The 25,566-nt window shown below is 34.7% G+C and carries 28 protein-coding genes; 24 read left to right on the forward strand and 4 right to left on the reverse strand.

Annotated elements, in window-relative coordinates:
* The first annotated feature begins 63 nt into the window (after positions 1 to 63).
* The 6 genes from ezrA to LD272_RS09705 all read left to right on the forward strand — a co-directional run bounded on the left by ezrA (position 64) and on the right by LD272_RS09705 (position 6,857).
* Positions 64 to 1,755 (forward strand): septation ring formation regulator EzrA, encoded by a 1,692-nt coding sequence (ezrA, locus tag LD272_RS09680; RefSeq protein WP_226036407.1) that lies wholly within the window; start codon positions 64 to 66, stop codon positions 1,753 to 1,755.
* 11 nt (positions 1,756 to 1,766) lie between these two features.
* Entirely contained in the window at positions 1,767 to 2,078 is a 312-nt protein-coding gene (locus LD272_RS09685; RefSeq protein WP_226036408.1) for a hypothetical protein, read from the forward strand.
* A 298-nt stretch (positions 2,079 to 2,376) separates the two neighbouring features.
* Positions 2,377 to 3,516, forward strand: a complete 1,140-nt coding sequence (locus LD272_RS09690; RefSeq protein ID WP_226036409.1) for a cysteine desulfurase family protein — start codon at positions 2,377 to 2,379, stop codon at positions 3,514 to 3,516.
* A 7-nt stretch (positions 3,517 to 3,523) separates the two neighbouring features.
* Positions 3,524 to 4,726, forward strand: a complete 1,203-nt coding sequence (gene thiI, locus LD272_RS09695) for a tRNA uracil 4-sulfurtransferase ThiI (protein ID WP_226036410.1) — start codon at positions 3,524 to 3,526, stop codon at positions 4,724 to 4,726.
* 97 nt (positions 4,727 to 4,823) lie between these two features.
* Positions 4,824 to 5,030, forward strand: coding sequence for an alpha/beta-type small acid-soluble spore protein (locus tag LD272_RS09700; protein ID WP_226036411.1), 207 nt, complete (start codon positions 4,824 to 4,826; stop codon positions 5,028 to 5,030).
* A 234-nt stretch (positions 5,031 to 5,264) separates the two neighbouring features.
* Complete coding sequence (locus LD272_RS09705) at positions 5,265 to 6,857, forward strand: amidohydrolase (protein WP_226036412.1); 1,593 nt, start codon at positions 5,265 to 5,267, stop codon at positions 6,855 to 6,857.
* 51 nt (positions 6,858 to 6,908) lie between these two features.
* On the opposite strand, the gene LD272_RS09710 is transcribed toward LD272_RS09705, so the two are convergent.
* A complete protein-coding gene (locus tag LD272_RS09710) occupies positions 6,909 to 7,709 on the reverse strand; it encodes an NAD kinase (protein ID WP_226036413.1) in 801 nt (266 codons plus the stop codon).
* 145 nt (positions 7,710 to 7,854) lie between these two features.
* Here LD272_RS09710 and LD272_RS09715 point away from each other — a divergent pair, with 145 nt between their 5' ends.
* The 5 genes from LD272_RS09715 to LD272_RS09735 all read left to right on the forward strand — a co-directional run bounded on the left by LD272_RS09715 (position 7,855) and on the right by LD272_RS09735 (position 12,126).
* A complete protein-coding gene (locus LD272_RS09715; protein WP_226036414.1) occupies positions 7,855 to 8,505 on the forward strand; it encodes a DUF2953 domain-containing protein in 651 nt (216 codons plus the stop codon).
* An 18-nt stretch (positions 8,506 to 8,523) separates the two neighbouring features.
* Entirely contained in the window at positions 8,524 to 8,967 is a 444-nt protein-coding gene (gene ytfJ, locus LD272_RS09720; RefSeq protein WP_226036415.1) for a GerW family sporulation protein, read from the forward strand.
* 104 nt (positions 8,968 to 9,071) lie between these two features.
* The gene (gene tpx, locus LD272_RS09725) at positions 9,072 to 9,572 is read left to right on the forward strand and encodes a thiol peroxidase (protein WP_226036416.1); all 501 of its coding nucleotides are present in this window, start codon (positions 9,072 to 9,074) and stop codon (positions 9,570 to 9,572) included.
* Positions 9,573 to 9,806: 234 nt separating this feature from the next.
* Positions 9,807 to 10,793: a class I SAM-dependent methyltransferase gene (locus LD272_RS09730; RefSeq protein WP_226036417.1), complete on the forward strand. Its 987-nt coding sequence runs from the start codon at positions 9,807 to 9,809 to the stop codon at positions 10,791 to 10,793.
* Between the two features lie 130 nt (positions 10,794 to 10,923).
* On the forward strand, positions 10,924 to 12,126 hold the full coding sequence (locus tag LD272_RS09735; protein ID WP_226036418.1) for an acetate kinase: 1,203 nt from the start codon (positions 10,924 to 10,926) through the stop codon (positions 12,124 to 12,126).
* Positions 12,127 to 12,332: 206 nt separating this feature from the next.
* On the opposite strand, the gene LD272_RS09740 is transcribed toward LD272_RS09735, so the two are convergent.
* The gene (locus tag LD272_RS09740; protein ID WP_226036419.1) at positions 12,333 to 12,782 is read right to left on the reverse strand and encodes a universal stress protein; all 450 of its coding nucleotides are present in this window, start codon (positions 12,780 to 12,782) and stop codon (positions 12,333 to 12,335) included.
* A gap of 128 nt (positions 12,783 to 12,910) precedes the next feature.
* On the opposite strand from LD272_RS09740, the gene LD272_RS09745 reads away from it, so the two are divergent.
* From LD272_RS09745 to LD272_RS09800, 12 genes are all read left to right on the forward strand, one after another.
* Complete coding sequence (locus tag LD272_RS09745) at positions 12,911 to 13,054, forward strand: hypothetical protein (RefSeq protein WP_226036420.1); 144 nt, start codon at positions 12,911 to 12,913, stop codon at positions 13,052 to 13,054.
* 124 nt (positions 13,055 to 13,178) lie between these two features.
* Positions 13,179 to 13,931 carry an SDR family oxidoreductase gene (locus LD272_RS09750; protein WP_226036421.1) on the forward strand — a complete coding sequence of 251 codons (753 nt, stop codon included), beginning with the start codon at positions 13,179 to 13,181 and terminating at the stop codon, positions 13,929 to 13,931.
* Positions 13,932 to 13,988: 57 nt separating this feature from the next.
* Positions 13,989 to 15,101 (forward strand): alanine dehydrogenase, encoded by a 1,113-nt coding sequence (gene ald / locus LD272_RS09755; RefSeq protein ID WP_226036422.1) that lies wholly within the window; start codon positions 13,989 to 13,991, stop codon positions 15,099 to 15,101.
* A gap of 525 nt (positions 15,102 to 15,626) precedes the next feature.
* Positions 15,627 to 16,589: a hypothetical protein gene (locus LD272_RS09760; RefSeq protein ID WP_226036423.1), complete on the forward strand. Its 963-nt coding sequence runs from the start codon at positions 15,627 to 15,629 to the stop codon at positions 16,587 to 16,589.
* Positions 16,590 to 16,982: 393 nt separating this feature from the next.
* Positions 16,983 to 17,492: a DUF4178 domain-containing protein gene (locus LD272_RS09765; protein WP_226036424.1), complete on the forward strand. Its 510-nt coding sequence runs from the start codon at positions 16,983 to 16,985 to the stop codon at positions 17,490 to 17,492.
* A gap of 15 nt (positions 17,493 to 17,507) precedes the next feature.
* On the forward strand, positions 17,508 to 18,176 hold the full coding sequence (locus LD272_RS09770) for a PspA/IM30 family protein (RefSeq protein WP_226036425.1): 669 nt from the start codon (positions 17,508 to 17,510) through the stop codon (positions 18,174 to 18,176).
* A 123-nt stretch (positions 18,177 to 18,299) separates the two neighbouring features.
* Positions 18,300 to 18,938, forward strand: a complete 639-nt coding sequence (locus tag LD272_RS09775; RefSeq protein WP_226036426.1) for a DUF4247 domain-containing protein — start codon at positions 18,300 to 18,302, stop codon at positions 18,936 to 18,938.
* A gap of 16 nt (positions 18,939 to 18,954) precedes the next feature.
* Positions 18,955 to 19,350 carry a DUF350 domain-containing protein gene (locus LD272_RS09780; RefSeq protein ID WP_226036427.1) on the forward strand — a complete coding sequence of 132 codons (396 nt, stop codon included), beginning with the start codon at positions 18,955 to 18,957 and terminating at the stop codon, positions 19,348 to 19,350.
* Between the two features lie 88 nt (positions 19,351 to 19,438).
* Positions 19,439 to 20,974 (forward strand): polyamine aminopropyltransferase, encoded by a 1,536-nt coding sequence (locus tag LD272_RS09785; protein WP_226036550.1) that lies wholly within the window; start codon positions 19,439 to 19,441, stop codon positions 20,972 to 20,974.
* Positions 20,975 to 21,062: 88 nt separating this feature from the next.
* Complete coding sequence (locus tag LD272_RS09790; RefSeq protein ID WP_226036428.1) at positions 21,063 to 21,743, forward strand: metal-dependent hydrolase; 681 nt, start codon at positions 21,063 to 21,065, stop codon at positions 21,741 to 21,743.
* Positions 21,744 to 21,898: 155 nt separating this feature from the next.
* Positions 21,899 to 22,126, forward strand: coding sequence for a hypothetical protein (locus tag LD272_RS09795; RefSeq protein ID WP_226036429.1), 228 nt, complete (start codon positions 21,899 to 21,901; stop codon positions 22,124 to 22,126).
* Between the two features lie 75 nt (positions 22,127 to 22,201).
* Positions 22,202 to 23,515 carry a DRTGG domain-containing protein gene (locus tag LD272_RS09800; RefSeq protein ID WP_226036430.1) on the forward strand — a complete coding sequence of 438 codons (1,314 nt, stop codon included), beginning with the start codon at positions 22,202 to 22,204 and terminating at the stop codon, positions 23,513 to 23,515.
* 245 nt (positions 23,516 to 23,760) lie between these two features.
* Here LD272_RS09800 and LD272_RS09805 read toward each other — a convergent pair whose 3' ends face one another.
* Positions 23,761 to 24,057, reverse strand: coding sequence for a YtpI family protein (locus tag LD272_RS09805; protein ID WP_226036431.1), 297 nt, complete (start codon positions 24,055 to 24,057; stop codon positions 23,761 to 23,763).
* 205 nt (positions 24,058 to 24,262) lie between these two features.
* Between LD272_RS09805 and LD272_RS09810 the strand changes: the two genes are divergently transcribed.
* Positions 24,263 to 25,219 carry a DHH family phosphoesterase gene (locus LD272_RS09810; RefSeq protein WP_226036432.1) on the forward strand — a complete coding sequence of 319 codons (957 nt, stop codon included), beginning with the start codon at positions 24,263 to 24,265 and terminating at the stop codon, positions 25,217 to 25,219.
* Between the two features lie 53 nt (positions 25,220 to 25,272).
* Here the strand turns inward: LD272_RS09810 and LD272_RS09815 are convergent, their stop codons facing one another.
* Positions 25,273 to 25,479 (reverse strand): YtzJ family protein, encoded by a 207-nt coding sequence (locus LD272_RS09815; RefSeq protein ID WP_226036433.1) that lies wholly within the window; start codon positions 25,477 to 25,479, stop codon positions 25,273 to 25,275.
* Positions 25,480 to 25,566: the final 87 nt, after the last annotated feature.

Raw genomic sequence — 25,566 nt, forward strand, 5'->3', positions numbered from 1 at the left:
CTTAATTAGGACTATATTAGCAATATTTTTTTACATAGATTGGCATCGGATAGGGGGATTAATATGGCCTATGTCATAGGATGTATTCTCGGTGTAATTGCACTAATTATTTTGGGATTAATTTTAAGAAAAAGAGTGTATGATGAGGTTGATCGGCTCGAGGGCTGGAAAATGGATATAATGAATAAAAATGTTACTTCGGAACTGGCTCGTGTTAAAAAATTAAACTTATCTGGAGAAACTCAGGAGAAATTCGAGTCTTGGAAGGAACGTTGGGATATTATTTTAACTAGGGAGCTTCCGGATATCGAGGAATACTTACTTGACGCAGAGGAAGCGTCGGATAAATTCCGTATTAGTGGAGCAAAAAAGAACCTACATATTGTCGAGGAAACATTAGTAGCGATTGAAAATAACATTGCTAAGATGTTTGAAGAACTCGATCAGTTAATTGATTCAGAGCAAAATAGCAGAGAAGAAGTTGATAACTTACAACCTAAAGTGGCAGGGCTAAGAAAGAAACTGATACAAAGCCGTCCGCAATATGGAAAAGCTGAGATTCGTTTTGATGTAGAAATTGATGAATTAGAACAACAGATAGCAAATTATTATCAAATGACTGAGTCAGGTAACTACTTTGAGGCTCAACAGCTTGTTAGTGAGATGAAAGTTACTCTTAACTTTTTAGAAGAACAGATAGAAGAGTTTCCTATTGTATATAAAAAATGTAAACATGAACTACCTGTTCAAATTGACGATGTTTTGTTTGGGATTAAAGAAATGAAAGACGAAGGATTTAGGATAGAACATCTAGGCTTCGAGAAAGAGCTACGTAATTTTCAAGAAAGTCTAGTCAAGAGTGTGGAACAGTTGGAGAAAGGCAGCTTAGCTGATGCCTATGAAATAATTTCACCAATTGAGGAAAGAATTACAGAAATGTACCAATTGTTAGAAAAAGAGGCTGTTGCCAAGTCGTATGTTGCTAAAAAAGCACCAAGCTACCGCAAACTGTTAACAGAAGTCGATAATGATTTGACTGATACTACTGATGAAGTGGTTCGTTTACAAGAAACTTATTATTTTGAAGATAATGATATGAAGATACATTTACATCTTGAAAATTGGATTAAACAAATTAAAAAGGAACACGAAAAAATCGAAAAAAACGTTGAAGAGGAAAAGATTTCTCACTCAAACTTGCGAGAATTAATTGAAAATAGTTATAAACAATTATTAGAATTGCAAGATGCTCATGAAGAATTCAAAGAAAGAATTCATACCTTAAGAAAAGATGAGATAGAAGCTAAAGAAAAGGTATTTGAAATTAGAAATGAGCTTTTTGAAACAAATCGTAAGTTACAAAAAAGTAATATCCCAGGTGTCCCAAATTACATTTGGGATTTAATGGAAGAAGCTACTGCGAAAAGTGATTCAGTTGTGAAAAACCTTGAAAATCAACCACTTGATATTGGGAAAGTACAACATTCATTAGTGGAGGCAACTAAAGCAGTACAAACAATGACAAATCAAACAGAACTACTGTTGGATCAAGCCAGATTAGTTGAGTTTGTTATTCAATATGCAAACAGATATAGAAGTCAACATGCTTTTTTAGCTGCTAAATTATATGAAGCAGAAGAATTGTTTAGAAAATTCGAGTATGAAAGTGCTTTAGAAGAAGCTTCAAACGCTTTGGAAGATATCGAACCAGGTGCTTTACGAAAACTTGAAGAATATAGTGAAATACCTAGTTAGGTGCTGAGATAATGACAAAGTGGATAGTTACCTTATTTAGTTTTACTACGATTATCATTTGGGTAAGTGTTATATGGATAATTGTTGCAACTCAGGTTGAAAAACCTTGGAGCAATCAGGCTGTTGCTGAGGGTTTACCAGTCAAGAAAGAATTAGTTGGATATAATAAGAAAGACTCTATAGAAGTAGTTGATCGTAATCAGAACGATAGTTTAGACTTGGATAAAGAGCAAGCTATTTCTATTTCAGTTAATTCATTAAACGAGGTAGACAACGAGATATCCATTGATGAAATATTAGCGGCATTAAATATAGAATACTAACAATAATTGATTTTCTGTTTAGGTCTATTAATTTAAAAAGTATTCCGTCCCTTGTTAATTCTATAGCAAGGGACTTATTTTTCTTATTTAAGAAATTATCGAATAACTGCTGAAGATAATTAATTTCTAAGTTGACCAAGTCAAGCCTCCGGCACCTACTGCCGCCTGAGGCTTGACTTATTGCCCTAGGCTAACAAGGAGCCCTTCCCTTTTCTTATTATTGGTTAGAAATCGTTTGAATTACATAAAACTTATGATAAGATATTTTAATGCTAAAAAGTAACTGAGGAGTTTTGCTATGATTTATTTAGATAATAGTGCTACCACTAAACCCTTCCCTGAGGTTTTGGATAGTTTTAAGCAAGTGACAGAAAAATATTATGGTAATCCGTCCTCTATTCATCGTTTTGGAGCAGATGCTGAACGCTTGTTATCGAAGGCCAGACAACAAGCTGCCCAGTTAATGCAAGTGCACGCGGAGGAAATTGTTTTTACTTCAGGTGGTACGGAGGGGAATAATGTTGCCATTAAGGGTATTGCTTTGGCACACCAGAATCGCGGGAAACATATTATTACATCTCAAATTGAACATCCATCTGTGTTTGAAGCATGTAGATCCTTGGAAGAATTGGGCTTTACTGTAACATACTTACCGGTTAATACAGATGGTGTGGTTGCAGCTTTGGATGTGAAGAGGGCTATTACCAAGGAAACAATTTTGATTAGTATTATGCACGTAAACAATGAATTAGGTTCAATTCAACCAATTCAACAAATTGGAGAAATTGCAAAACAATATCCTAAATTATTCTTTCATGTTGACAATGTACAAGGTTTTGGGAAAATACCACAAAAGTTAGAAAACAGCGGTATAGATCTTTGCACAATTTCTGGTCACAAAATCCATGGATTAAAAGGCACTGGATTATTATATGTTAAAAAAAACACAAAGATATTCCCTTTATTTGATGGTGGTGGACAAGAAGGTAATTATCGCTCTGGAACAGAAAATGTAGCTGGTGCAGTTTCATTAGTAAAGGCTATGCGACTTATCTTGGACAAACAATCTAGGGAAGTTGAAAATCTGACAGAACGCACAGCATTATTAATAAAAAAATTAGAGCAAATCAATACTGTTATTATAAACACACCTAATCAACGTGCTCCACATATAGTCAACATATCTGTTCCGGACTACAAACCAGAGGTAATTATACATGCTCTGGGTGAGAAAGAAATATATATATCAACGAAGGCTGCTTGTTCTTCCAAAAAACCAGATGAAAGTGCAGTTCTCTCAGCTTGTGGTTTTAATAAAAACATTAGTGAATCCGCTTTAAGGATTAGCTTGAATTACCAAACTACAGAAAAAGAAATTGAATTGTTTTGTCAATCACTAACTGAAACTATACAACAATTAAGCGAAGTAATGGGGTAGATTAACTATGAAATATGATTATATATTGATGCGTTATGGGGAAATAGCATTAAAAGGTAGAAATAGAAAAAAGTTTATCCATCGATTGCATGAAAATGTACTGGGAAAACTTAAGGAATTTCCCGCGATAAAGATAAAGTCGGATAGGGACCGAATGTATATCCTACTGAATGGGGAAAATCCTGAACCTATAATAACTAAATGTAAAAATATATTTGGAATTCAAAGTATAAGTTTGGCAATCAAGGTTGAAAATGACGAAATTCAAATTAAGCAAGCTGCATTGCATGCTTTAACCGAAGCTATAGGAGCAAAGACATTCAAAATTACTGCTAAGAGAATTAATAAGAAATTTCCAATCGGATCCCAAGAAATGAATCAAATTCTGGGGGGGCATTTACTTTCTAATACAGACGGATATACAGTTGATGTGCATTATCCGGATGTAGAGATTAATGTAGAAACCCGCGAAGACGCTACTTATATTACTTCGAATAAAATTTTAGGTGCTGGAGGACTACCAGTCGGAACTGCTGGTAAAACTTTATTACTTTTATCCGGTGGGATTGATAGTCCAGTTGCTGGGTACATGACAATGAAGCGTGGAGTTCAATTAGAGATTATTCATTTTCACTCTCCACCATTCACAAATGACAGAGCCAAACAAAAGGTGTTTGATTTAGCGGAACAACTCACAAGCTTCGGAGGCAAAATTAAAATCCATATGGTACCTTTCACCAATTTACAACAAAGAATTTATTCCGAAATTCCGCATGGTTACTCTATGACAGTTATGCGTCGAGTGATGATGAAAATTAGTGAAGCTGTAGCTAAAAAAGAAAAGATATTGTCGCTCACTACTGGAGAAAGTTTAGGGCAAGTAGCGAGTCAGACAATGGAAAGTATGAATGCAATCAATGATGTAACCAACTATCCAATATTGCGTCCATTAATAGCGATGGATAAGGAAGAGATTATAACAGTGTCTCAAAAAATAAACACATATGATATTTCTATCAGACCTTATGAGGATTGTTGTACCATCTTTGTTCCAAGCTCACCAAAGACCAAGCCTAGGAAAGAGAAAGTATTACAATTTGAGAGTGCTATGGATTTTACTGAAGACTTAAAAAATACAATAAATCAAATAGAAGTAGTTGAAATTACTAAAGCATCTAAAGAAGATGATGAATTTAGTGACCTATTATAATATGGTTTTAATTGAAACAACTACCAATGCTTCTCATGCATGTTTCTCCTTTTGGCTGCGCAATATAGAAGTGTAGCAAAGAGGAGGTGAAGATATCATGGCAAATAACAATAGCAGTAACAATTTACTTGTTCCTGGAGTAGACCAAGCATTAAATCAAATGAAGGTTGAAATTGCACAGGAATTTGGGGTGAGCCTCGGTGCTGATACAACTTCTCGTGCCAACGGTTCCGTTGGTGGGGAAATTACGAAGCGCTTAGTTTCAATGGCCCAACAACAAATGAATGGACAACAACCACAATAATATAGTATTAAATGGCATATATAAAAGGGTAGTGTTATTGCACTACCCTTTTCTTTTTGTCCTCAATTTGATATCTTATTGAAATAGAATCGATTTCATAATTCCTTATGCAGCAAATTTAACCCACATATAGTTTGGGGACGGCTTATCCCGTGACATTTACAAAAAATCATTATTATGAAATTGACTAAATACAGTAAACAATTTAATTTTTTGGAAAAAGGGGACATAGTAATGGGGACATTGTGGTATGGCGGTAGTATTTATACGATGAAAACAGAAGGCGATCAAGTAGAGTCCGTTTATACCGAAAAAGGAAAAATTGTTGAAATTGGAAGTTTGGAAAATTTGTTAGCAAAATATAAAGGCCAAATAGAGCAATCACATGACCTGGGTGGAAAGGTCATGTATCCAGGTTTTGTCGATAGCCACTTACATATTATTGGTCATGGTGAGAAGTTACTTCACTTAGATTTATCCTTAATCACTTCACCTGAACAGGTGATTGAAATATTAAAAGAACGTGTACAACAGTTAGAAGTTGGGGAATGGCTAATTGGGGAAGGATGGAACGAGAATCAGTGGGAAAATCCTCGGATTATACATAAGAATGAATTAGACGAAATATGTCCTGATAATCCAATGATGCTCACTAGGGTTTGTAGGCATGCAATACTAGCTAATTCTAAAGCAATCAACATAGCTGGAATTGATGAAAATACAGAGGACCCACAAGGTGGTAAAATAGTTCGTGGCGACAACGGAGAAGCTACGGGGTATTTTCTTGATACCGCACAAGAATTTATTAAAAAAGGTATTCCGGGTGTATCTGAAAAGTATTTAACTAAGGTAGTCAAATCATCAATTGATGATTTAGTTAAAAAAGGTTTAGTTGGTGGACATAGTGAGGACCTTAATTATTATGGTGGCTTTAATAAAACGTTAAATGCATTTAAAAATGCTATTGATGGGAATAAAAGAAGGTTTAGAACTAACCTATTAGTCCATCACGAAGTACTTGATGATATGGTAAATGAAGGATTAGGCTACAATGATGGAACAGAATATATTGAACTAGGAGCTTTAAAAATATTTTCAGATGGAGCGTTGGGTGGAAGAACTGCTTGGCTGTCCGAACCATACGAGGATGATGAGAATAATTATGGAATACCAATCCACAGTATTGAGGGATTAGAAACGTTAGTAAAAAAAGCACGAAAAAATGAAATGCCAATCGCTGTTCATGCAATTGGTGATCAGGCAGCTTGGACTATCGCTAAAATAATCCAAAAATATCCTTTAAAAAATGGTCGGCGTGATCGGATTATTCATGCACAGATTATTAATGAAAATCTCTTAGAATTATTGAAGGAGATTGATGTAGTACTTGATATTCAACCTACCTTTGTAGCTTCTGATTTTCCATGGATTATTGATCGGATAGGGAAAAGAAGAATTGGTTATTCTTATCCCTGGAGAACATTTCTTAAACACGGGATACCGTGCGCTGCAGGTTCGGATGCACCCATCGAAGAAGTGAATCCGCTTTTAGGAATTGAGGCTGCAGTATTACGTAAATCAACTATTGACGGGCAATATTATAATGAAAAAGAACAATTAAGTGTATATGAGGCGATTTCCTTATACACAAAGGGAAGTGCCTATGCTATCTCTCACGAAGAAGATAGAGGACAAATCATACCAGGTTTTAGCGCTGATTTTACAGTGTTAAATCAAGACTTATTTAAGGTTTCACCTGATAGGATTGTATCTACAGAAGTAGAAATGACGATAGTTGGTGAACATATCGTTTATCAAAGAAAATAGAAAGCATCTCTCCATAACTTGGAGAGATGCTTTTTTCGTTGAAATTAAGTTTTAAAGGAAGGTTCGTTTTACCCGGTCCCAATAGGAATTGTTTTTCAGCTTGACGGTCTTAACAATTTTGTCGCTCATTGTTATAGTAAGATCTCTTATATTTCTAATTGAATATGCCTCGTTATCTAAGCCGACGACCGGATAGTCATTTCCATCTTGGATTACTTCTAGTTTTAGACTTCGTTTTTGGTCTAAAACAAACGATGATCCTAGTGTACGATACTTGTTGTTATTTAAGGAAGCGATCTCTGATACTTGAAAACAAGGTGTCAGAGGATCTATAACAGCTCCATGAGTAGATTTATTGTATCCTGTACTACCGGTAGGTGTTGCAACAATCAGTCCATCTCCACGAAATCTCTCAAAATGGTTATTATCAATAAATACATCAATTACAATAGTTTTAATAAGAGTCGATTTAATACTTGCTTCATTTAGACATTGGAATGTTGCCTCACCATTAATTGTTACGTCAATAATAGGAAAGCGCCTGACCTCTAATTCCTCATTCACAATAGATTTCATCATTTCATCGTAATTATCTAAATTGAAATCACAGTATAGTCCAGCTTCATTTGTTCGGGCGATCCCAACATATAAACAATCCTGTCGAAAACCAGTTTTTCGAACAACTTGAAGGAAGGCTCCATCTCCTCCAACACTTACAATAATATTGGCATCTTTATAGTCTTCTACAATGTTGAAATTATTTTTCTTTGCAAGTTGAAATAAAGGTGCAAGCTGTTCTTCTAGTTCAGTTTCTTTTGGATAGTAAAAAAATAAATTTCTGCGATTGTCCATTCCTTGGCTCCTCCTAATCAGTTAACTTTTTGACAGTTTCATATTACCATCATTTAACAAGAAATCCTAGTATGACTACAATTAATCCTGTCAGGGTTTACATTACTAACTTTTTGAAAATAATAGATGTAATGGAGGTGTAAACATGATTTGGTTCTATTTATTACTTGGTCTTACATTACTGATTATTTTAAGTCTGTTTATTCGTATCTATACAACGATTTATTATTTATATAAAGGTGATACAAATATATTAAGAGTCGAAGTAAAGATGATAGGGATAAAAATAGTAAATAGAGAAATTAATATGGTTGAATCAGAAAATAGTAGCATGACTATGAAAAAGGGGAATGATATTTCAACTAAGGATCAAGAAAAATCAAATACTAGTAAGTACACTCCTCACGAACTATTAAGTCAATTTAAAAAAATAAAGTCACTTCTTGGTCGTGTTATTAGTTTTAAATCTAAAACATTAATTTTCTTGTCAAAAATAAAGATTCATCAAATGCACTGGAACACAAAAGTTGGAACTGGAGATGCAAGCGTTACAGGAGTTATTAGTGGAGCTATATGGGCAGTTAAAGGCAGTATAATTGGGTTGTTAGTCAGGTATATGAATTTCAATGTTCAACCTAACATCCATGTAACTCCATACTTTCAACAAAAGTTAGCTTATACAGAGTTAGAGTGTATCTTTTCTGTCAGATTAGGACAAACTATTTACGCAATCATTCAAATGATAAGGCATTTTCAAGGAAGTGGACATAGCTGGACTAGTGAAGCGGCTCAGTAATAGAAGGAGGAGTATAACGTGAGTGAACAACAGCACCCTATCGAAGGATTAATGACAACTGCGATGGAAAATTTAAAAGACATGGTTGATGTAAATACAATTATAGGTGACCCAATAGAATCTCCAGATGGCAGCGTCATTATTACTGTCTCAAAAGTAGGTTTTGGATTTGCTGCTGGGGGTAGTGATTTCTATAGTGGACAATCAAAAAGCAAGGATGGGCAGTCGGGACAATCGGATAGCTTGCCTTTTGGAGGTGGAAGTGGTGGCGGGGTGTCAATAACACCAATCGCTTTCCTAATTGTTAACAGTAAGGGTGTTCAAATGATACACCTAGATGAAAACACTCATTTGTATGAAAAAATGATTGACTTAGCACCTCAGGCTGTTGAGAAAATACAAGAAATACTTAAAAATAGTAAGAGTGATGGAAAAAAACAAAAAGAGAAACCACAAGAGTAACTCTAACATTAGACATTAACTTTGGCTGCCTTCATAATAAACAGAAAGGCAGTCTCTTTTTTACAATAATAAAAACTAATTAGATGAAAATGGAGGATGATTAATTGGTACAAGTAACATTTAAAGAAACACCAATGACATTAATTGGTGATGAAGTTAAAATTGGCGATAAGACACCAGACTTTAAGGTCTTAGATAATAATTTACAGGAAGTAAGTCTTAGCGATTTTAAAGGACAAGTTAAAATCATTAGTGTTGTTCCATCTGTAGATACTGGTGTATGTTCTGAACAAACAAAACGTTTCAATGATGAGGCAGAAAAGTTAGGGAACGTTAAAGTCCTTACTGTTAGTATGGATTTACCATTTGCACAAAAAAGATGGAAAAATGAAAATGGTATCAAACAAATCGAAATCTTTTCCGATCACCGGGAAGCAGATTTCGGTATAAACTATGGTGTCTTAATGAAAGAACTTCGCTTGCTTGCTAGGTCCGTTTTTGTAATAGACAATGATGATATTGTGAGGTACACGGAATATGTTAGTGAAGGTACAAATCATCCGAATTACGAAAAAGCACTAGAAGCAGTTAGAAAGATTTCATAAGTTAAAGAACCCGGTGCTTGTAGAAGCCGGGTTCTCTGAATTTAATATAAACATATCTAATTACCAAAGAGGTCAGTACAAATTAACTTAAGCTTACGAAATATTCGTTGTTTTAGATAATCCTAAAAAAGTTTACTGTACGAACCTACCATGAGGACTTTCTTTTTCTAAAATACATAAAGTTTTGGTAAAATATAATCGTTGTTACGATAAGGTATGAATGGAGGAACAAACTTGGAACAAACTAAAGTAGAAAATATGTATGCATGGATAGATGAAACAACTGAATTAGTTCAAAAACAGACAAATCAGACATATATTGATAGTCTTACGGTTGCATTAGAATTTTTATTTCAAAAAGAAACAAATGAAGAAATGACTGAATTGGCGAAACAACAGTTAAAAAACAGATTAGAATCAATAAATCTTAATGCCATTGAGAAAGAAGAAATAAGAAAAGCTTTACAGCTAGCAATTTTAAAAGGAATGAAAGGATTCACCCAACAGCATCACCTAATTACACCGGATACGGTTGCTATCTTTATAGGATATTTAGTTCAAAAACTTACAGGCAACAAGAAAAATTTAAGGTTATTTGATCCGGCGTGTGGAACAGCAAATTTATTAACAGCTGTTACGAATCAGTTAAATCAGGTAGGACAATCTTATGGTAGTGAAGTTGATCCAACTCTAATAAAGCTTGCCTTACTAAGTGCTAACCTTCAAAAAACGGAAGTAGAATTCTTTCACCAAGATAGCTTAAGTCCATTTTTATTAGAGCCAGTTGATATAGTTGTATCGGATTTACCTGTAGGATATTACCCAGATGATGTACAAGCTAGACAATATGAATTAAAAGCAGAACAAGGACATTCCTATTCACACCATCTTTTTATCGAGCAGAGCCTGAATTATATAAAACCGGGTGGTTATCTCTTATTTGTGGTTCCAAACTTTTTGTTTGAAGGTGATCAAGCTGATAAGTTAAATGCTTTTCTTCACAAGAACGCTCATATAGTAGGATTACTTCAATTACCTCTTAGTATATTTAAATCAGAAAGTAATGCTAAAAGTATTTTGTTGCTACAAAAAAAGGGACCTGAAACAAAAGCACCCAAGCAAACTCTTTTGGCTCAACTACCTTCCTTTAAAGACGCATCAGCAATGAATAATATAGTCGAGAAGATAAATCAATGGTATAAAAATGAAGGTTTCGAATAGTTGGAAAATAACAAATTTAGTTAGCAAGCGTTATCAATAATGACTTCGTATTGCAAAGGCAACAAACCGGTGGTTAAAATGGAGTTAGGCTCAGGTCTTAAAACCTATTAAATGAAAGGGTTGAATAATTTTGAACAAGATTTTATCAATCAATGCCGGTAGCTCTTCATTAAAGTTTCAATTAATTGAGATGCCGGAAGAAAAGGTGTTAGCAGTAGGAATAGTGGAACGAATTGGCATGAACGATTCTATCTTTACTATTGAGGTAAATGACGAAAAAGATAAGACAATAAAGGATATTGCTGATCACGGAGAAGCAGTTAAAATGTTATTGGATAAACTTACTTCATCAGGTGTCATTGCTTCCCTAAATGAAATAGATGGTATAGGTCACCGCGTTGTACATGGTGGAGAAAGGTTCAGTGATTCAGTACTGATTACTGAAGAAGTTATAAAAGAAATTGAAGATGTATCTGAACTTGCACCACTTCATAATCCAGCAAACTTAACGGGTATTCGTGCCTTCAAGGAAATTTTACCTGAAGTACCATCAGTAGTAGTATTCGACACAGCTTTTCACCAAACAATGCCAGAACAATCTTATCTTTATAGCTTGCCATATGAGTATTATAAAGACTATGGCATAAGAAAATATGGTTTTCACGGCACTTCTCATAAATATGTTTCTGAGAGAGCTTCAGAGCTTTTAGGAATTCCATTAGATCAACTTCGTCTATTATCATGTCACCTTGGAAATGGTGCAAGTATAGCCGCAATTGAAAATGGCAAATCTATTGATACATCTATGGGATTCACTCCACTTGCTGGTGTAACAATGGGAACACGGTCCGGAAATATTGATCCAGCGTTAATTCCATATATCATGGAAAAAACCGGTAAAACTGCGAGTGAAGTAATGAATGTACTGAATAAAGAGAGTGGTATGTTAGCTCTATCTGGTTTTTCAAGTGATCTTAGAGATATTGAGGAAAAGGCTACGAACGGGGATCACCGTGCTGAACTTGCTTTAGAGGTGTTTGCTGAGAGGATTCATAAATATATTGGGTCATATGCTGCAAGAATGCATGGTGTAGATGCGATTATTTTCACTGCTGGCGTTGGTGAAAATAGTATAACTATGCGTGAGAGGATTTTAAAAGGACTCGAATTTATGGGTGTTTATTGGGACCAGTCACTTAATAATGTTCGTGGGAAAGAGACATTTATAAATTATCCACATTCGCCGGTAAAGGTTATTGTTATTCCAACAAATGAAGAAGTAATGATTGCTAGAGACACAGTAAGACTATCTCAAAAAGAATATAGTAATTAATATAAGGAGTCTGGCCAGTATAAGTCAGACTCCTTATTTAGATTAGTTATAGAAGTTGTTCAAAGTTAAGCGCCTCGACCTTCTTCTAGTTTTTAATTTTGGCACCTTTTTGAACACGGACTTATTAGTAAACAAAACGAAAAAAAGTGGACCATTAGTTAGTCCACATTAAACATTTAATACTATATTTTTAAGTGTGTATTTACTTATTTTGTTTCTTCTTTTCGAACAACTAAGACGTCACAGTTAGCATAGCGAGTGATATTTTCAGAAACACTACCTATAAGAAATCTTTCAACTGCATTTAAGCCAGTAGCACCACATATAATTAAGTCCGCATTAAAACTTTTTGCCACATCTTTTGGAATTTTAATCTTAGGAGATCCGTATTCGATGTTAACTTCCACGTCGTTTATCCCTACAGCCTTTGCTTTATGCTTGTAATCTTCTAGTAGTGAGTTAGCGTAAACCTCAGAGCGATCAGCTAACGTACGATCATAAGCATCAACTGTAGCAAATGATTTCGTATCTACTACATGCGACAAAATCAGTTTAGCATCGTTTCTTTTAGCAATAGCAACTGCTTTTTCAAAGGCACGTTCCGAGGATTTTGAACCATCAACAGCAACAAGGATTCGTTTATATTCGAATGTCATAACAACCTCTCCCTCATTAATTTCTACTTTAATTATAACATGTTTTAAACAACCTCAACAAAATTTGGAAAAAGTTATTTAGCTGAATTTTCAAGGTATTGAACATACTAAAAATGGAGGTGATAACTTTGAAAAAAAATAATTATTTAGACCCGAGCTTGAAAAATAAAGGAGAAGAACTTGTAAGCCAACAGATTTTAGATAGTTACCATAGTGGAGTTATTGATAGTGATCGAGAAGCAAATTCTAAAGGCAAGAATTTGAGTAACTAGAATAAACTAGGGCTAGGGACTTCTAAAATTAGTTCCTAGTCTTTTTAGGTAGTAATAATATTTTTGTTCATGTACGATATAATTGCTTGTAATAGAATAAAAATTCGTTTTTAGGAGGGGTCATATGGGACATGCAATTATTACTGCAGGTACGAAAGGATTGGGCAGAAAAGTAACAGAGGAGTTCATTAATGCAGGACATGCAGTTACAGTAACCTACTTAAATGATTTGGATAAAGCAAATGAATTAAAAGAAATTTTTCCGAATGGAAAATTACATATAGTAAATGTCGATGTAACAAAAAAAGAAGATCTTAATAGACTAGTAGAACAAGCAGTGAATCGATTTGGAACAGTAGACTATTTAGTGAATAATGCGGGTCCATTTGTTTTTGAACGGAAAAAGTTAATGGATTACACTCAAGAGGAGTGGGACAGTATGGTACGAGGTAATTTAGATGCTGTCTTTCACATGATGAAGCTAACAATACCAAGTATGAGAGAGCAAGGATTTGGGAGGATTATAAACTGTGGATTTCAAGGGGCATCATCAGCTTCAGGATGGTTATATCGTTCTGCATTTGCAGCTGCAAAGGTAGCCCTTGTTTCATTAACAAAATCAATCGCTCTTGAAGAAGCTGAATTTGGTATTACATCCAATATGATTTGTCCGGGGAATATTGTTGGAGAGATGAAGGAGTCTAGTATTGCGAGGAGCAGGACCATTCCTGATGAATTCACTCCAATTGGTAGATCTGGGACCGGAGAGGATATCGCTAGAACAATCTTATTTTTATGTGATAGAGATTCAGATATGATAACCGGTTCAATCTTTGAAGTAACTGGTGGACTTGATGTCATAAACAGATATCGATAACAGTACATTTTTTTGATAAAATATACCATATAGATAAAGATAAAGGGAGGTCAACAAATGAATATAGGTATTCCAAAAGAAATAAAAAACAATGAAAATCGTGTAGCAATGACCCCTGCGGGAGTAATAACACTAACTAATGCAGGTCACTATGTTTATGTGGAAACAACGTCAGGTCAGGACTCTGGTTTTACAGATGATCAGTATATAGAAGCTGGGGCGTTTATTGTGTCTTCCGCGCAAGAAGCATGGAAACAGGATATGGTTATGAAAGTAAAAGAACCTTTACCAGAAGAATACGCTTATTTTCATGAGGGCTTAATATTATTTACATATTTACATTTAGCTCCTGAACCGGAACTTACAAAAGCTTTAATAGATAAAAAAGTAATTGGGATTGCTTATGAAACTGTTCAATTGAGCAATGGTTCATTACCACTTCTAACGCCGATGAGTGAAGTTGCTGGGCGAATGGCTACACAGATTGGCGCACAATTTTTAGAGAAACCTAATGGTGGTAGGGGAATATTGCTGGCAGGAATCCCAGGTGTTAAAAGAGGAAAGGTAACGGTTATTGGTGGTGGAGTAGTGGGTACAAATGCAGCGAAAATTGCTATTGGACTGGGTGCCGATGTTACGATTATTGATCTAAGTCCGGAAAGGTTACGACAGTTGGATGATATATTTGGTTCGTCAATCAACACACTGATGTCAAACCCGTTAACAATTTCTGATGCACTAAGAGAATCAGATTTAGTAATCGGAGCAGTGCTTATACCTGGAGCCAAAGCACCGAAGCTGGTAACAACAGAGATGGTGAAATCAATGCCTGAAGGTTCTGTTATTGTTGATGTCGCGATAGACCAAGGAGGTATTTTTGAAACAACGGATCGAATCACAACCCATGATAATCCAACATATGAAAAGTTCGGTGTGCTTCATTATGCAGTAGCTAACATGCCAGGAGCGGTGCCAAGAACTTCAACAATGGGCTTAACTAATGTTACTGTGCCTTATGCCTTGCAACTCGCAAATAAAGGTTATAGACAAGCTTGTTTATCAAATGAAGCTTTACGTAAGGGAATAAATACGCTTTGTGGCTATGTAACTTATCAAGCAGTTGCCGAAGCCCATCAATTGGAGTATGCAGATGTTAATACTTTGTTATAAATAAGCTAAAAAGAAGGTGTGAGATGCATCTTCTTTTTTAAGGTCTAGAAAATTATAAAATGGACTGCTGTGGATAATTAATTACTAAGTTAGCCACGTCCGGCGCCTACCCGGAAATAAGCGGTTTATTTATTTCGAATGCCCCCGCCTGAGGTCTTAAGTCAATCCTATCTGCCTGTGCCTTTGTTCTTATTAATGCAATTTCAACATACCGTTTTTTTGAAGGTTGTCATCAAAATATAGTTGGGATAAACCGTTTCCAAACTATATTTCGATGACAATTGCTGCATAAGGAAATGATGAAATTGATTCAAATAATTAGATTTTTTCTACACTTGATAAGTTATTATCGCTATTATACAAAGAAGAGATAATACCATAAGTATAATTGTTCATTATTTCACAAAATATACACACATTTAATCTTTTAATGTATCTAAAATATGATATTATAATATGTGAAGTTACTCACAAAAAGAATTTATGTGAATAAAGTCACATAAATATTAGGGGGATAATTAAATTATGAAATGGAAAACATTATTAGTCGTAGGTTTGTCAGTAAGTTTGTTAGCTGCTTGTGGTTCTGAAGCTGAAGAAACAGAAGCTCCAGCGGAAACTGAAAAAGGAGCAGATGTAGTAACAACTGCGTCAATCGTTAATGAAGCTGGTGCGTTTGTTGATGCGGTAAGTGAAGATGGAACGTGGATTATAGCAGCACTTAATGATTTGACTATTGACGAAGAAGTAGTAGTCGCTGGTGAGTTCTATGATAAAGATGATACAACAAAGGACATCTACCGAAAAATTGCTCCATATACACAAGATGATGATCATAATATTACAGAATCTTTCACAATAACAGTACCTAAACTAACTGTACAAAGTGAAAACTTGAATTTCCAAGGTGGTACACTAGCGGGTGATGTTTATGTTGAGGCGAATGGATTTTTACTTCATGAAAGTGCAACAATAGAAGGTAATCTATACTTTGCAAACGAGGAAGTAGAAGCATCCGCAACAATTGAAGGAGAAGTAACTGGGGCTGTTGAAGTAGCAGGAGCAGATGCAGTAACTGGTGCAACTCAGGTTGTAGTTGAAGATGAAAAGTCTCTATTAAACGGAATAAGTGAAGATGGAGCTTGGATTGTTATTTTCAATGAAGATTTGACTGTTGATCAGGAACTAGTATTAGAAGGTGAATTTATCAGTAAAGATGAGCCAGCTCGCAAACTTGCTTTATATACACAAGATGAAGAACGCAATATTACTGATTCTTACACTTTGACAGCACCTTCATTAACAGTTAAAAGTGAGAATGGTAGAATTCAAGGTGGTACATTTAAAGGTGATGTATATGTAGAAGCAAATGGCTTCACACTTCCAGATGGAACAGTAGATGGTAATGTTTACTTCGCTAATGATGAGTATCAATCAACAGCTGACTTATCAGGTGGTACAGTCACTGGATCTACTGAAGTTCAATAATAAATTTTAAATAACGATCAAAAAAAGTTAATCGGTGATACCGGTTAACTTTTTTTATTGGCAACTTATTTTTTTCTAGTAGTCCCAGAGTTTTAGGTTGCTTTTTAATTACTAATCATGCACGCATCTGGATTAATGTAGTACATACTTGTATAATATATTGAGAGTGGAAAGTGTTAATAAATGGAATTGATTCAACTGATTTTCTTGACTTAATATGAATAATGAAAATAAACTATTGTAAATATAAATTTAGGAAGTGAAAATGCATTTACACGCTGCTAGTTTATGATTATTTTTACTTTAAGAAAAAAATATTGAAAAAATGAAACATTTTATATCTTCAATCGTATTGTTATTATAAGAGATTTTTTTTGAGGAAGAGGTGCAAGTGTGGGACTATTCTCCAGGATATTTTCCAATAAAGAAACCACTACAAACGTAAAGGAGCGAACTGCATTATCGATTGAGGTTGGTGATATTGTTGTTTACGATCTGACTGATTATGAAGTGGTGGGTAAGATTACTTACCGGCAGGACTCTTATGTATGGTATGGATATCAGTTGTTAGAAGGTAACAATACAATTTGGTTATCTGCAGAAATGGATGATGAACTAGAATTAGGAATATACAAAACAATAAACCTGCCAGTTACACATCCACATCCAAAAGAATTGACCTATCAACGCAAAACATATTATCTTGATGAAGAGGGTGAGGCAAGAGTAGTAGGAGAAGGTAGAAGTACAAACATAAACAACAGAATGATGAAATATGTGGAATATTGCGATGATGATGAAGAAAATTTCATTAGTATAGAAGATTGGGGTAGTGAACTTGAAGTTAGTTTAGGTTCCCCGATTGAAGCTTATGAATTAAAAATAATTGCAGGGTCGATATAATAAGGAGGAACTAAAATGTTTAAATTTTTTAACCGTGTCAAGACAGTAGTGAGTTCAGAAATGAATTCTATGTTGGATAAAGCAGAAGATCCAGTGAAAATGCTTGATCAATTTATGAGAGAAATGGAATCTGATATTCGTGAGGTTGAGAGTTCTGTTGCTAAACAAATTGCGAATGAAAAAATGTTAAATCGCAAGCAGAGTGATGCACAGTCCTTAGTCGAAAAAAGACAAAATCAGGCAGAAAAGGCAATTGAAGCAGGTAATGAAGATTTAGCACGTCGAGCACTAGAAGACAAAAGTGATTTACAAAAACAAGCCGATTCTTTAAAGCAATCATGGGAAAGAGCGAAAAGTGATGCTGATGTTTTAAGAGATAAATTGGATGAAATGAAGAAAGAATATCAAGAAATGAAATTGAAAAAAGATTCAATGAAAGCACGTGCTGAATCTGCAAAAACAAGAACAAAAATGAATCGCACTATGTCTTCAATTGGTAGCGATGATTCCAAACGTGGATTTGAAAGAATGGAAGAAAAAGTAATGAGATATGAGGCAGAAGCGGATACTAGTGAAGACCTTTCAACTGCAAGTCGTACTCTAGATGATGAATTTGAAGATTTAGAGAAAAGTGGAGTAGATGATGAGCTCGCCGCATTAAAGAAGAAAATGAACAAAGAATAAATTACCATTGTTCTAGAGAACAATTAAATGGGTTATAATAACGTAAAACCCTTGTAACCATTAGGTGCAGGGGTTTTACGGTTTCACCTGAATACACACCTAGGAAAGGGGGAACTAGTTTTCATGAATAAAATTATTTATGGTTTAACTCTGGTGATGCTACTTTTTATATTGTCTGCTTGTGGTGGTTTGCAGGGAATTACAGGATCAGAAACACCAAGTGTTTCAGTAGAAGATGTTCCAGACGAACCATCAAAGGAAGAACTTATAAATAATATAAACACCTCAAATGCTGAGGATATAGAAGCTATTGTATCTAATAATTTTCATTTGCTTGATGTTATCTCAACAGATGAAGGTAACGCAAACGTATATGCTACTAAGCGGTTTACCATTGAAGAACTAGCTGATTTAATAGCTAAAAATATTGAACCGGATGAAAAAAGTGATATTAAAGATAATCAACAAATTTTAATTTATCCTGAACATTTTGCTACTTTTAAGGTGAGTGAAGAAGATCAGGAAACAATTTTAATAGAGATTGCAAGTGATCAATTTGTCCGTAATCATTATTCTCCAAATTATTTAAATGGCTTTTTTACTTTTATGATGCTAAACAGAATGTTGGATTCGAATAATTGGAGTGAAAATAGAAGAAACCAGTGTAGAAATGGAAACTGCTACGGTGGTTATTCAACTACTAAATCAACTAATAGGGGAATGTCTACTGTTCGTGGTGGTGGCCCGAGTGTTGGAAAATAAACGAGGAGGTTTTTAAATGGAACCATTTATAACTACTTTTATTTACTTTGTAATCGCAATTGTTATTGTACTGATTGGATTAATTATCTTTGAAAATTTAACAAGGAAATATAAGGATTGGGAAGAGGTTGGTAGTGGGAATCAAGCTGTTGCCCTGTCGATAGCTGGCAAAATTATAGGTATTTGTATCATTTTATCTTTTGCCATTTATCACAGTATTGCTATCTGGGAAACGCTTGTTTGGGGAGGATATGGTGTCATTCTTCAAATGATTGCTTACTTAATATTTGAAGGACTAACTAGAAAGTTTTCTGTTGAAGAAAAAATTAAGGAAAATAATGTAGCTGTCGGTATTGTATCAATGGCTGTATCAATAGGATTAGCATTTGTAATTGGTGCATCAATTACATAACTTAAGACGAGAACTGGTCTGACTTTTTGTTTATAGGTCAGACCTTCTTTTATAGATTAACGGAGTGATTAAATTGAATAAAGATTCAATGAGACAAAGTCAGCTTATCTATTGGGCTTCTGGAATTGTATCTATTTGTGGAATTATTTTCGAAGTGTTATTTGGTGCTTTAGGTTCTTATATATTAGGCGACGGCGTAAAGCAATATACATTAACGATTTCGCTCTTCTTAACAGGGATGGGAGTAGGAGCAAGCTTAAGTGAAAAGGTATTAAAAAAATTAGTTCTTGCCTTTGTCTATATAGAATTTTCAGTTGCACTAATTGGTGGTTTTTCAAGTTTTACGATGTTTGGAATTACTGCTTTCGCACCAGGAGGAACAGAAGCAATATTTTTATATTTAGTTACTTTTGTCATCGGTGCATTAACGGGTGTTGAATTACCTATTCTTATCCGAAAGGCAAATGAAATTGGTGTATCACTTAATCGGAGTACTGCAAGAGTTCTATTCTCTGATTATGCTGGTGGGCTAATTGGTGGATTACTATTCGTATTTTTGCTTAGACCGCAATTAGGAATGGTTAAAACGGCTTTTTTCGTAGGTTTAATAAATATTAGTGTCGCTTTAGTTATTCTCTATTTATTTAGAAAAGAGATAGCCAATGTAACCTTGCATTTCGTGGTAGGATCAGTAATTTCTATTTTATTACTATTTGGATTATTGTTTGGACAAGCAATGGCGTTTTCTTTTGAACAGAAACTGTATCAGGACCCGATCATACACATGGAAGAAAGTGAATATCAAAAGATTGTACTCACAAGGCAAGCTGATGACACAAGATTGTACTTGAATGGAGGGCTACAACTTAGTTCTATCGATGAATATCGATATCACGAAATATTAGTGCACCCTGCGATGGCTTACGCAGAAAAACAAGAGAATATCTTAGTCCTAGGTGGTGGGGATGGGATTGCTGTGAAGGAAGTCCTGAAATATGCTGACACTAAAAACATTAAACTAGTTGACTTAGATCCAGCAGTAGTAGAGCTTGCGAACAGAAATAATTATCTATTAGAATTAAACGAAGAATCGTTAAAAAACTCTAAGGTAGAGGTTGTAAATCAAGATGCCTTTGAATTTTTAGAAACCACCGATGAATGGTTTGATGTTATTATTATTGACTTGCCAGATCCAAACAATGAAAGTCTTAACAAATTATATACAAGAGAATTCTATTCGTTAGCACGCAATCATTTATTGCCTGGTGGCGCGATGATGGTGCAAGCGACAAGTCCTGTCTTCGCTAATGAAGTATATTGGACTATTTCTACTACAATAGAATCAACGAATTTATATGTTGAAAATCTCCATGCGGATATACCTAGTTTTGGAAATTGGGGCTTTGTAATGGCAAGTCGGAATCCTATCAATGTTAATGATATAAGGATAAATGTTCCTACTCAGTTTCTTGATGATGAAGTCCTTCAATCATTAACGGTCTTTGGTAAAGATGAAGACGAAAAAATAATTAATGAAAATAACGAAATAAAAGAATTAAAACCCAATACCTTGATTGATCCTCATCTTATACAAATCTATGAACAAGAATGGGAAAATTATTAATCTTTCTTTTAAAAAAATGAAAAACAGGGTATAGAGTATGTAGAGTAATCCCTATACTTATTAAAAATGATTAGAAGGAGAGAGATTAATGAAAGTATCTTTTCATGGTCAGTCTGTAGTTCAAATTAAAACAGAAGAACATACGATATTTATCGATCCGTTTATCACTGGAAACGGAACCTGTGACCTTGATGCTAGTGAGGTGGAGGCAGATGTTATTTTACTCACACATGGGCACAATGACCACGTAGGTGATACGATTGATATAGCGAAGAGGAGTAACTCCTTAGTTGTTGCACCAAATGAACTTGCCAACTATCTAGAATCTAGAGGTTTAAATACACATCCAATGCATATTGGCGGAGCACATCAATTTGATTTTGGTAGAGTGAAATTAACGCAAGCATTTCATGGTTCTGCTTTTGTTGATGAGGATGGACAAAGTATTTATACTGGCATGCCTGCAGGAATTTTGTTAACTGTAAATAACAAAACAATTTATCATGCTGGCGATACTGGATTGTTCTCGGACTTCAAATTAATTGGGGGAATGAATGATATAGATTTGGCATTTCTTCCAATTGGTGATAATTTTACAATGGGACCAGAAGACGCACTTATCGCAGCAGAATGGCTTGAAGCAAAACAGGTAGTGCCAGTACATTATAATACATTTCCTTTAATTGAGCAGGATGGCGATGCTTTTGCAAGTAAAGTTAAGCCTGGAAAAGGAATTGCGTTAAAGCCTGGTGAGGGCATAGAATTATAAAAACGTAAAAAGGTCAATAAGATTAATATCTTATTGACCTTTTTAGTATATTTCATTGGATCAATAGTAGGTCTGCAAATATAATCTAACTTTAAAAACATGTTAGAAAACAGGATTGCATAAAATAATATATATAAAACAGGAGGTGTTTAACAATGAAACAGTATGCCTTATTAAGAATATTATTAGCCTGTTTCTTACTTTATATCGCTTGGCCCTCTATTCACGGGGAAGTAGTTCAATTATCCTCTCTATTTTGGGCGGGTTGGCTGTTTTTTTTCCTACTAGTAGTAGGATCTAACTTGGCAACTTTATTGAGGATGACTAAACCACCTGTGATGGAACAAGACACAAGCAGGCAGTATCAATTAGAGAAAAATTGATAGAAACTCTTTTCATCTGTATAATAACAATAGGGAATATATTAATAGTACAGATGGAAAGATTGGTGAATCCGAATGGCTACCAAACATGAACAGATCCTTATATTTATCGAATCATTAAAAGTGGGCAACAAAATATCTGTTAGACAAATTGCTAAAGAACTGAATGTTAGTGAAGGTACAGCCTACCGTGCTATAAAGGAAGCTGAGAACCAAGGTCTTGTCAGTACGATTGAACGGGTAGGAACTATACGTATTGAGCGAAAGAAAAAAGAAAATTTTGAGAATCTTACCTTTGCAGAGATTGTTAGTATTGTTGATGGACAAGTACTTGGTGGACGTGAGGGGCTCTACAAAACGCTAAATAAGTTTGTCATCGGTGCAATGAAACTTGATGCAATGATGCGCTATACAGAGAGAGACTCTTTACTTATCGTTGGAAATCGTGTTAAAGCACATGAACTTGCATTACAAGAAGGGGCTGCTGTATTAATTACTGGTGGCTTTGATACGGACGAACACGTAAAGAAACTTGCAGATGAAAAAAAATTGCCCATTATTTCAACGAGTTATGATACTTTTACTGTAGCTGCAATGATTAACAGAGCCATTTATGATCAGCTTATAAAAAAAGAAATTATCCTTGTAAGGGATATCTATACACCAGTCGAGGACACGTACTGTTTGACTACGAAAGAGAAAATTGAGAAGTGGTATGAATTTAACGATTTAACAACGCATAGTAGATATCCTGTTGTAGATGAAAACAACCGAGTAATAGGAATGATAACATCTAAGGATGTTATTGGTAGAGATAAGTTGTTAACAATTGATAAAGTAATGACTAAAAATCCAATGACAGTCTTAAAAGAAACTTCATTAGCTTATGCTGCACATATCATGGTGTGGGAAGGTATTGAAATCATGCCAGTAGTTAATTCCAATCATAGATTGGAAGGATTAATTTCTAGGCAGGATGTACTGAAAGCTCTTCAACATATACAACGCCAACCACAAGTTGGAGAAACAATTGATGATATTGTTACTAGTCGTTTAGAGGTTGTTTCTAGTGATACGAATAACACAGTATACCGTTCCAAAATCACCCCACAAATGACTAATCAATTAGGAACTTTATCCTATGGTGTGCTTGTGTCTTTTGTTACTGAAGCAGCTAGCCGTTTACTACGTTCAATAAAAAAAGTTGACTTAGTAGTAGAAAACTTGTCAGTCTATTTTATTAAGCCTGTCCAACTCGAAAGTATCTTGGAGATTAGACCACGTTTATTAGAGAGTGGCAGAAAATCGGCTAAAGTAGATGTTGAGGTTTTTCATGAGAAGGTGATTGTAGCCAAAGTGGTATTAATGGCACAATTAATAGATCGTTAAATAGGGAACAAAAGCGCACCTTCCTTTGTGCTCACCTCCGATAAGCTTAAGACAAGCCTCGGGCTCTTTCGTTCTTTGCAGGCAGAGAGGATTGGTTCAGGGATCTCGAGACGAATGCGTTCGAAATAAGCAAACAGCTTAATTCCGGGTTGGACGTGGCTAACTTAGTAATCAATTACAGAGCAATCCATTTTATAATTTCCAGGACAATAAAGAAACCCTTGTCAAGGACAAGGGTTTCAAAACTATTGTTGCATCGTTCGTTTGTTTAACTCGTTTTTATAATGGGTACGTCGTTTAAATCCACTATAAAATTGAATAGCACCTAAAATAACGAATACGATAGTAACGTAAAGTGCTATACTTGTTTGGTAGAACAAATATTGGTTTATCCCAAAGAAAGCTATAAAAACCCCTAGAGAGATACGGGCTTTTGAATTAATAAATAATTGGGTAAGCGGATCACTCGTACGCATTATAGAAACTTTGAAATATACATATAAGATTAATGAAAGCACAATAATTACTGGAAATATAATCATGAAATCTACTCCTAACTAAACTATTAACACTAACTCTATTGTAGCTTGTTTTTGGTATTTTTTCTATCAATAATAGCTAGTTTTCACGTTAAAGAGTTTACATCAAGTAGATAATGATTTAATTTATTGTTGTTGAATGCAATCAAGGAATAGTAGTAGATAATTCTATAATTATTTATAGTTTAAAATCAAAAGGAGTGTAAAGATGAATAATCAACTACAAGTTATTAGCAAAATAGTGGAATACGATACTATTATCATCCATCGGCACGTAAGACCTGATCCAGATGCATACGGATCACAAGTTGGATTAAAAGAAATAATAAAACACTCCTTTCCATCTAAACATGTTTCTGTTGTTGGTGACGAAGATCCTTCCTTATCTTATTTGGCTAGTATGGACAAAATTGAGGATAGTCAGTACGAGAATGCATTAGTTATCGTATGTGATACAGCAAATCAGGAGCGGATTTCTGATCAGAGATATCTTTTAGGAAAAGAAATAATTAAAATTGATCATCACCCTAATTTAGATGCCTTTGGAGACCTATTATGGGTGGACACAACAGCTAGCTCTACAAGTGAATTGATTTATGAGTTATGTATTGAAGGTAAAGAAGCAGGAATTTATTGTAATACACGTGCCGCTAGTTTATTATATAGCGGAATAGTAGGAGATACTGGGAGATTTTTATTTCCTAGTACAACTGAAAAAACATTTTATATAGCCTCTGAACTAGTTACATATGGTTTTGATCGCACGATGTTACATGAGAATATGTACAATACAAAGCAGCACGTTGCTCGCTTTAAGGGATATCTATTGGAGAATTTTGAGGTTTCTGAGTCAGGGGTTAGCTCTATAAAAATAACAAAAAACATCTTAGAAAAATTCAACATGACGGCGATTGAGACGAGTCAGCTAGTAGGTTTATTAGGCGATATTGAAGGTATTTATGCATGGGCATTTTTCGTTGAGGAAGAGAATATAATCAGAGTTAGACTACGTTCGAAGGGTCCAATTATTAATGAAATTGCAGCGAAGTATAATGGTGGTGGGCATCCTCTGGCATCTGGAGCAACAATTACTGATTGGGATGAGATGGAGCTTGTTATTGAGGATTTGGAAAAGGCTTGTACCCAGTACAGGGAGTTAACATAAAATAGAAAAGGACATCCAAAATGAAAATTCATCTAGGAAGTCCTTTATATCTACTAGTTTGGTGTATTTGAATTTGAATGTTGGGTAGGAATAAACCAGCAACCATTGTCGGTTTGATCGCATATTACGGAGATTTGTTTTTTTGATATTTCTCTTTTCATGAGTCTGATTATTTCTTCAGTTTCGGCATAGGCATTATAACCTTGAGTTAGCTTATTTATTTTTTCTTCGACAACTAAACGACGGCTCATAATAAACATAAAACCACTCCTTATAAGATGGTTTTCTATCTACATTTATTATATTAAAAACACAGACGATTTGCTCGATTTTTTTCGGAATTTTAT

Origin of the sequence: Aquibacillus saliphilus (assembly GCF_020404745.1) — a bacterium.
GTDB classification, from domain to species: domain Bacteria; phylum Bacillota; class Bacilli; order Bacillales; family Amphibacillaceae; genus Aquibacillus; species Aquibacillus saliphilus.

Coding starts and splice junctions, on each gene's coding strand:
- LD272_RS09705 (WP_226036412.1), top strand. CDS start 5,265: ATGGGGACATTGTGGTATGGCGGTAGTATTTATACGATGAAAACAGAA.
- LD272_RS09795 (WP_226036429.1), top strand. CDS start 21,899: ATGAAACAGTATGCCTTATTAAGAATATTATTAGCCTGTTTCTTACTT.
- LD272_RS09760 (WP_226036423.1), top strand. CDS start 15,627: ATGAAATGGAAAACATTATTAGTCGTAGGTTTGTCAGTAAGTTTGTTA.
- LD272_RS09780 (WP_226036427.1), top strand. CDS start 18,955: ATGGAACCATTTATAACTACTTTTATTTACTTTGTAATCGCAATTGTT.
- ald (WP_226036422.1), top strand. CDS start 13,989: ATGAATATAGGTATTCCAAAAGAAATAAAAAACAATGAAAATCGTGTA.
- LD272_RS09685 (WP_226036408.1), top strand. CDS start 1,767: ATGACAAAGTGGATAGTTACCTTATTTAGTTTTACTACGATTATCATT.
- LD272_RS09700 (WP_226036411.1), top strand. CDS start 4,824: ATGGCAAATAACAATAGCAGTAACAATTTACTTGTTCCTGGAGTAGAC.
- LD272_RS09710 (WP_226036413.1), bottom strand. CDS start 7,709: ATGGACAATCGCAGAAATTTATTTTTTTACTATCCAAAAGAAACTGAA.
- LD272_RS09740 (WP_226036419.1), bottom strand. CDS start 12,782: ATGACATTCGAATATAAACGAATCCTTGTTGCTGTTGATGGTTCAAAA.
- LD272_RS09815 (WP_226036433.1), bottom strand. CDS start 25,479: ATGTTTATTATGAGCCGTCGTTTAGTTGTCGAAGAAAAAATAAATAAG.
- LD272_RS09750 (WP_226036421.1), top strand. CDS start 13,179: ATGGGACATGCAATTATTACTGCAGGTACGAAAGGATTGGGCAGAAAA.
- LD272_RS09800 (WP_226036430.1), top strand. CDS start 22,202: ATGGCTACCAAACATGAACAGATCCTTATATTTATCGAATCATTAAAA.
- LD272_RS09775 (WP_226036426.1), top strand. CDS start 18,300: ATGAATAAAATTATTTATGGTTTAACTCTGGTGATGCTACTTTTTATA.
- LD272_RS09690 (WP_226036409.1), top strand. CDS start 2,377: ATGATTTATTTAGATAATAGTGCTACCACTAAACCCTTCCCTGAGGTT.
- LD272_RS09770 (WP_226036425.1), top strand. CDS start 17,508: ATGTTTAAATTTTTTAACCGTGTCAAGACAGTAGTGAGTTCAGAAATG.
- thiI (WP_226036410.1), top strand. CDS start 3,524: ATGAAATATGATTATATATTGATGCGTTATGGGGAAATAGCATTAAAA.
- LD272_RS09805 (WP_226036431.1), bottom strand. CDS start 24,057: ATGATTATATTTCCAGTAATTATTGTGCTTTCATTAATCTTATATGTA.
- LD272_RS09785 (WP_226036550.1), top strand. CDS start 19,439: ATGAGACAAAGTCAGCTTATCTATTGGGCTTCTGGAATTGTATCTATT.
- ezrA (WP_226036407.1), top strand. CDS start 64: ATGGCCTATGTCATAGGATGTATTCTCGGTGTAATTGCACTAATTATT.
- LD272_RS09790 (WP_226036428.1), top strand. CDS start 21,063: ATGAAAGTATCTTTTCATGGTCAGTCTGTAGTTCAAATTAAAACAGAA.
- LD272_RS09810 (WP_226036432.1), top strand. CDS start 24,263: ATGAATAATCAACTACAAGTTATTAGCAAAATAGTGGAATACGATACT.
- LD272_RS09715 (WP_226036414.1), top strand. CDS start 7,855: ATGATTTGGTTCTATTTATTACTTGGTCTTACATTACTGATTATTTTA.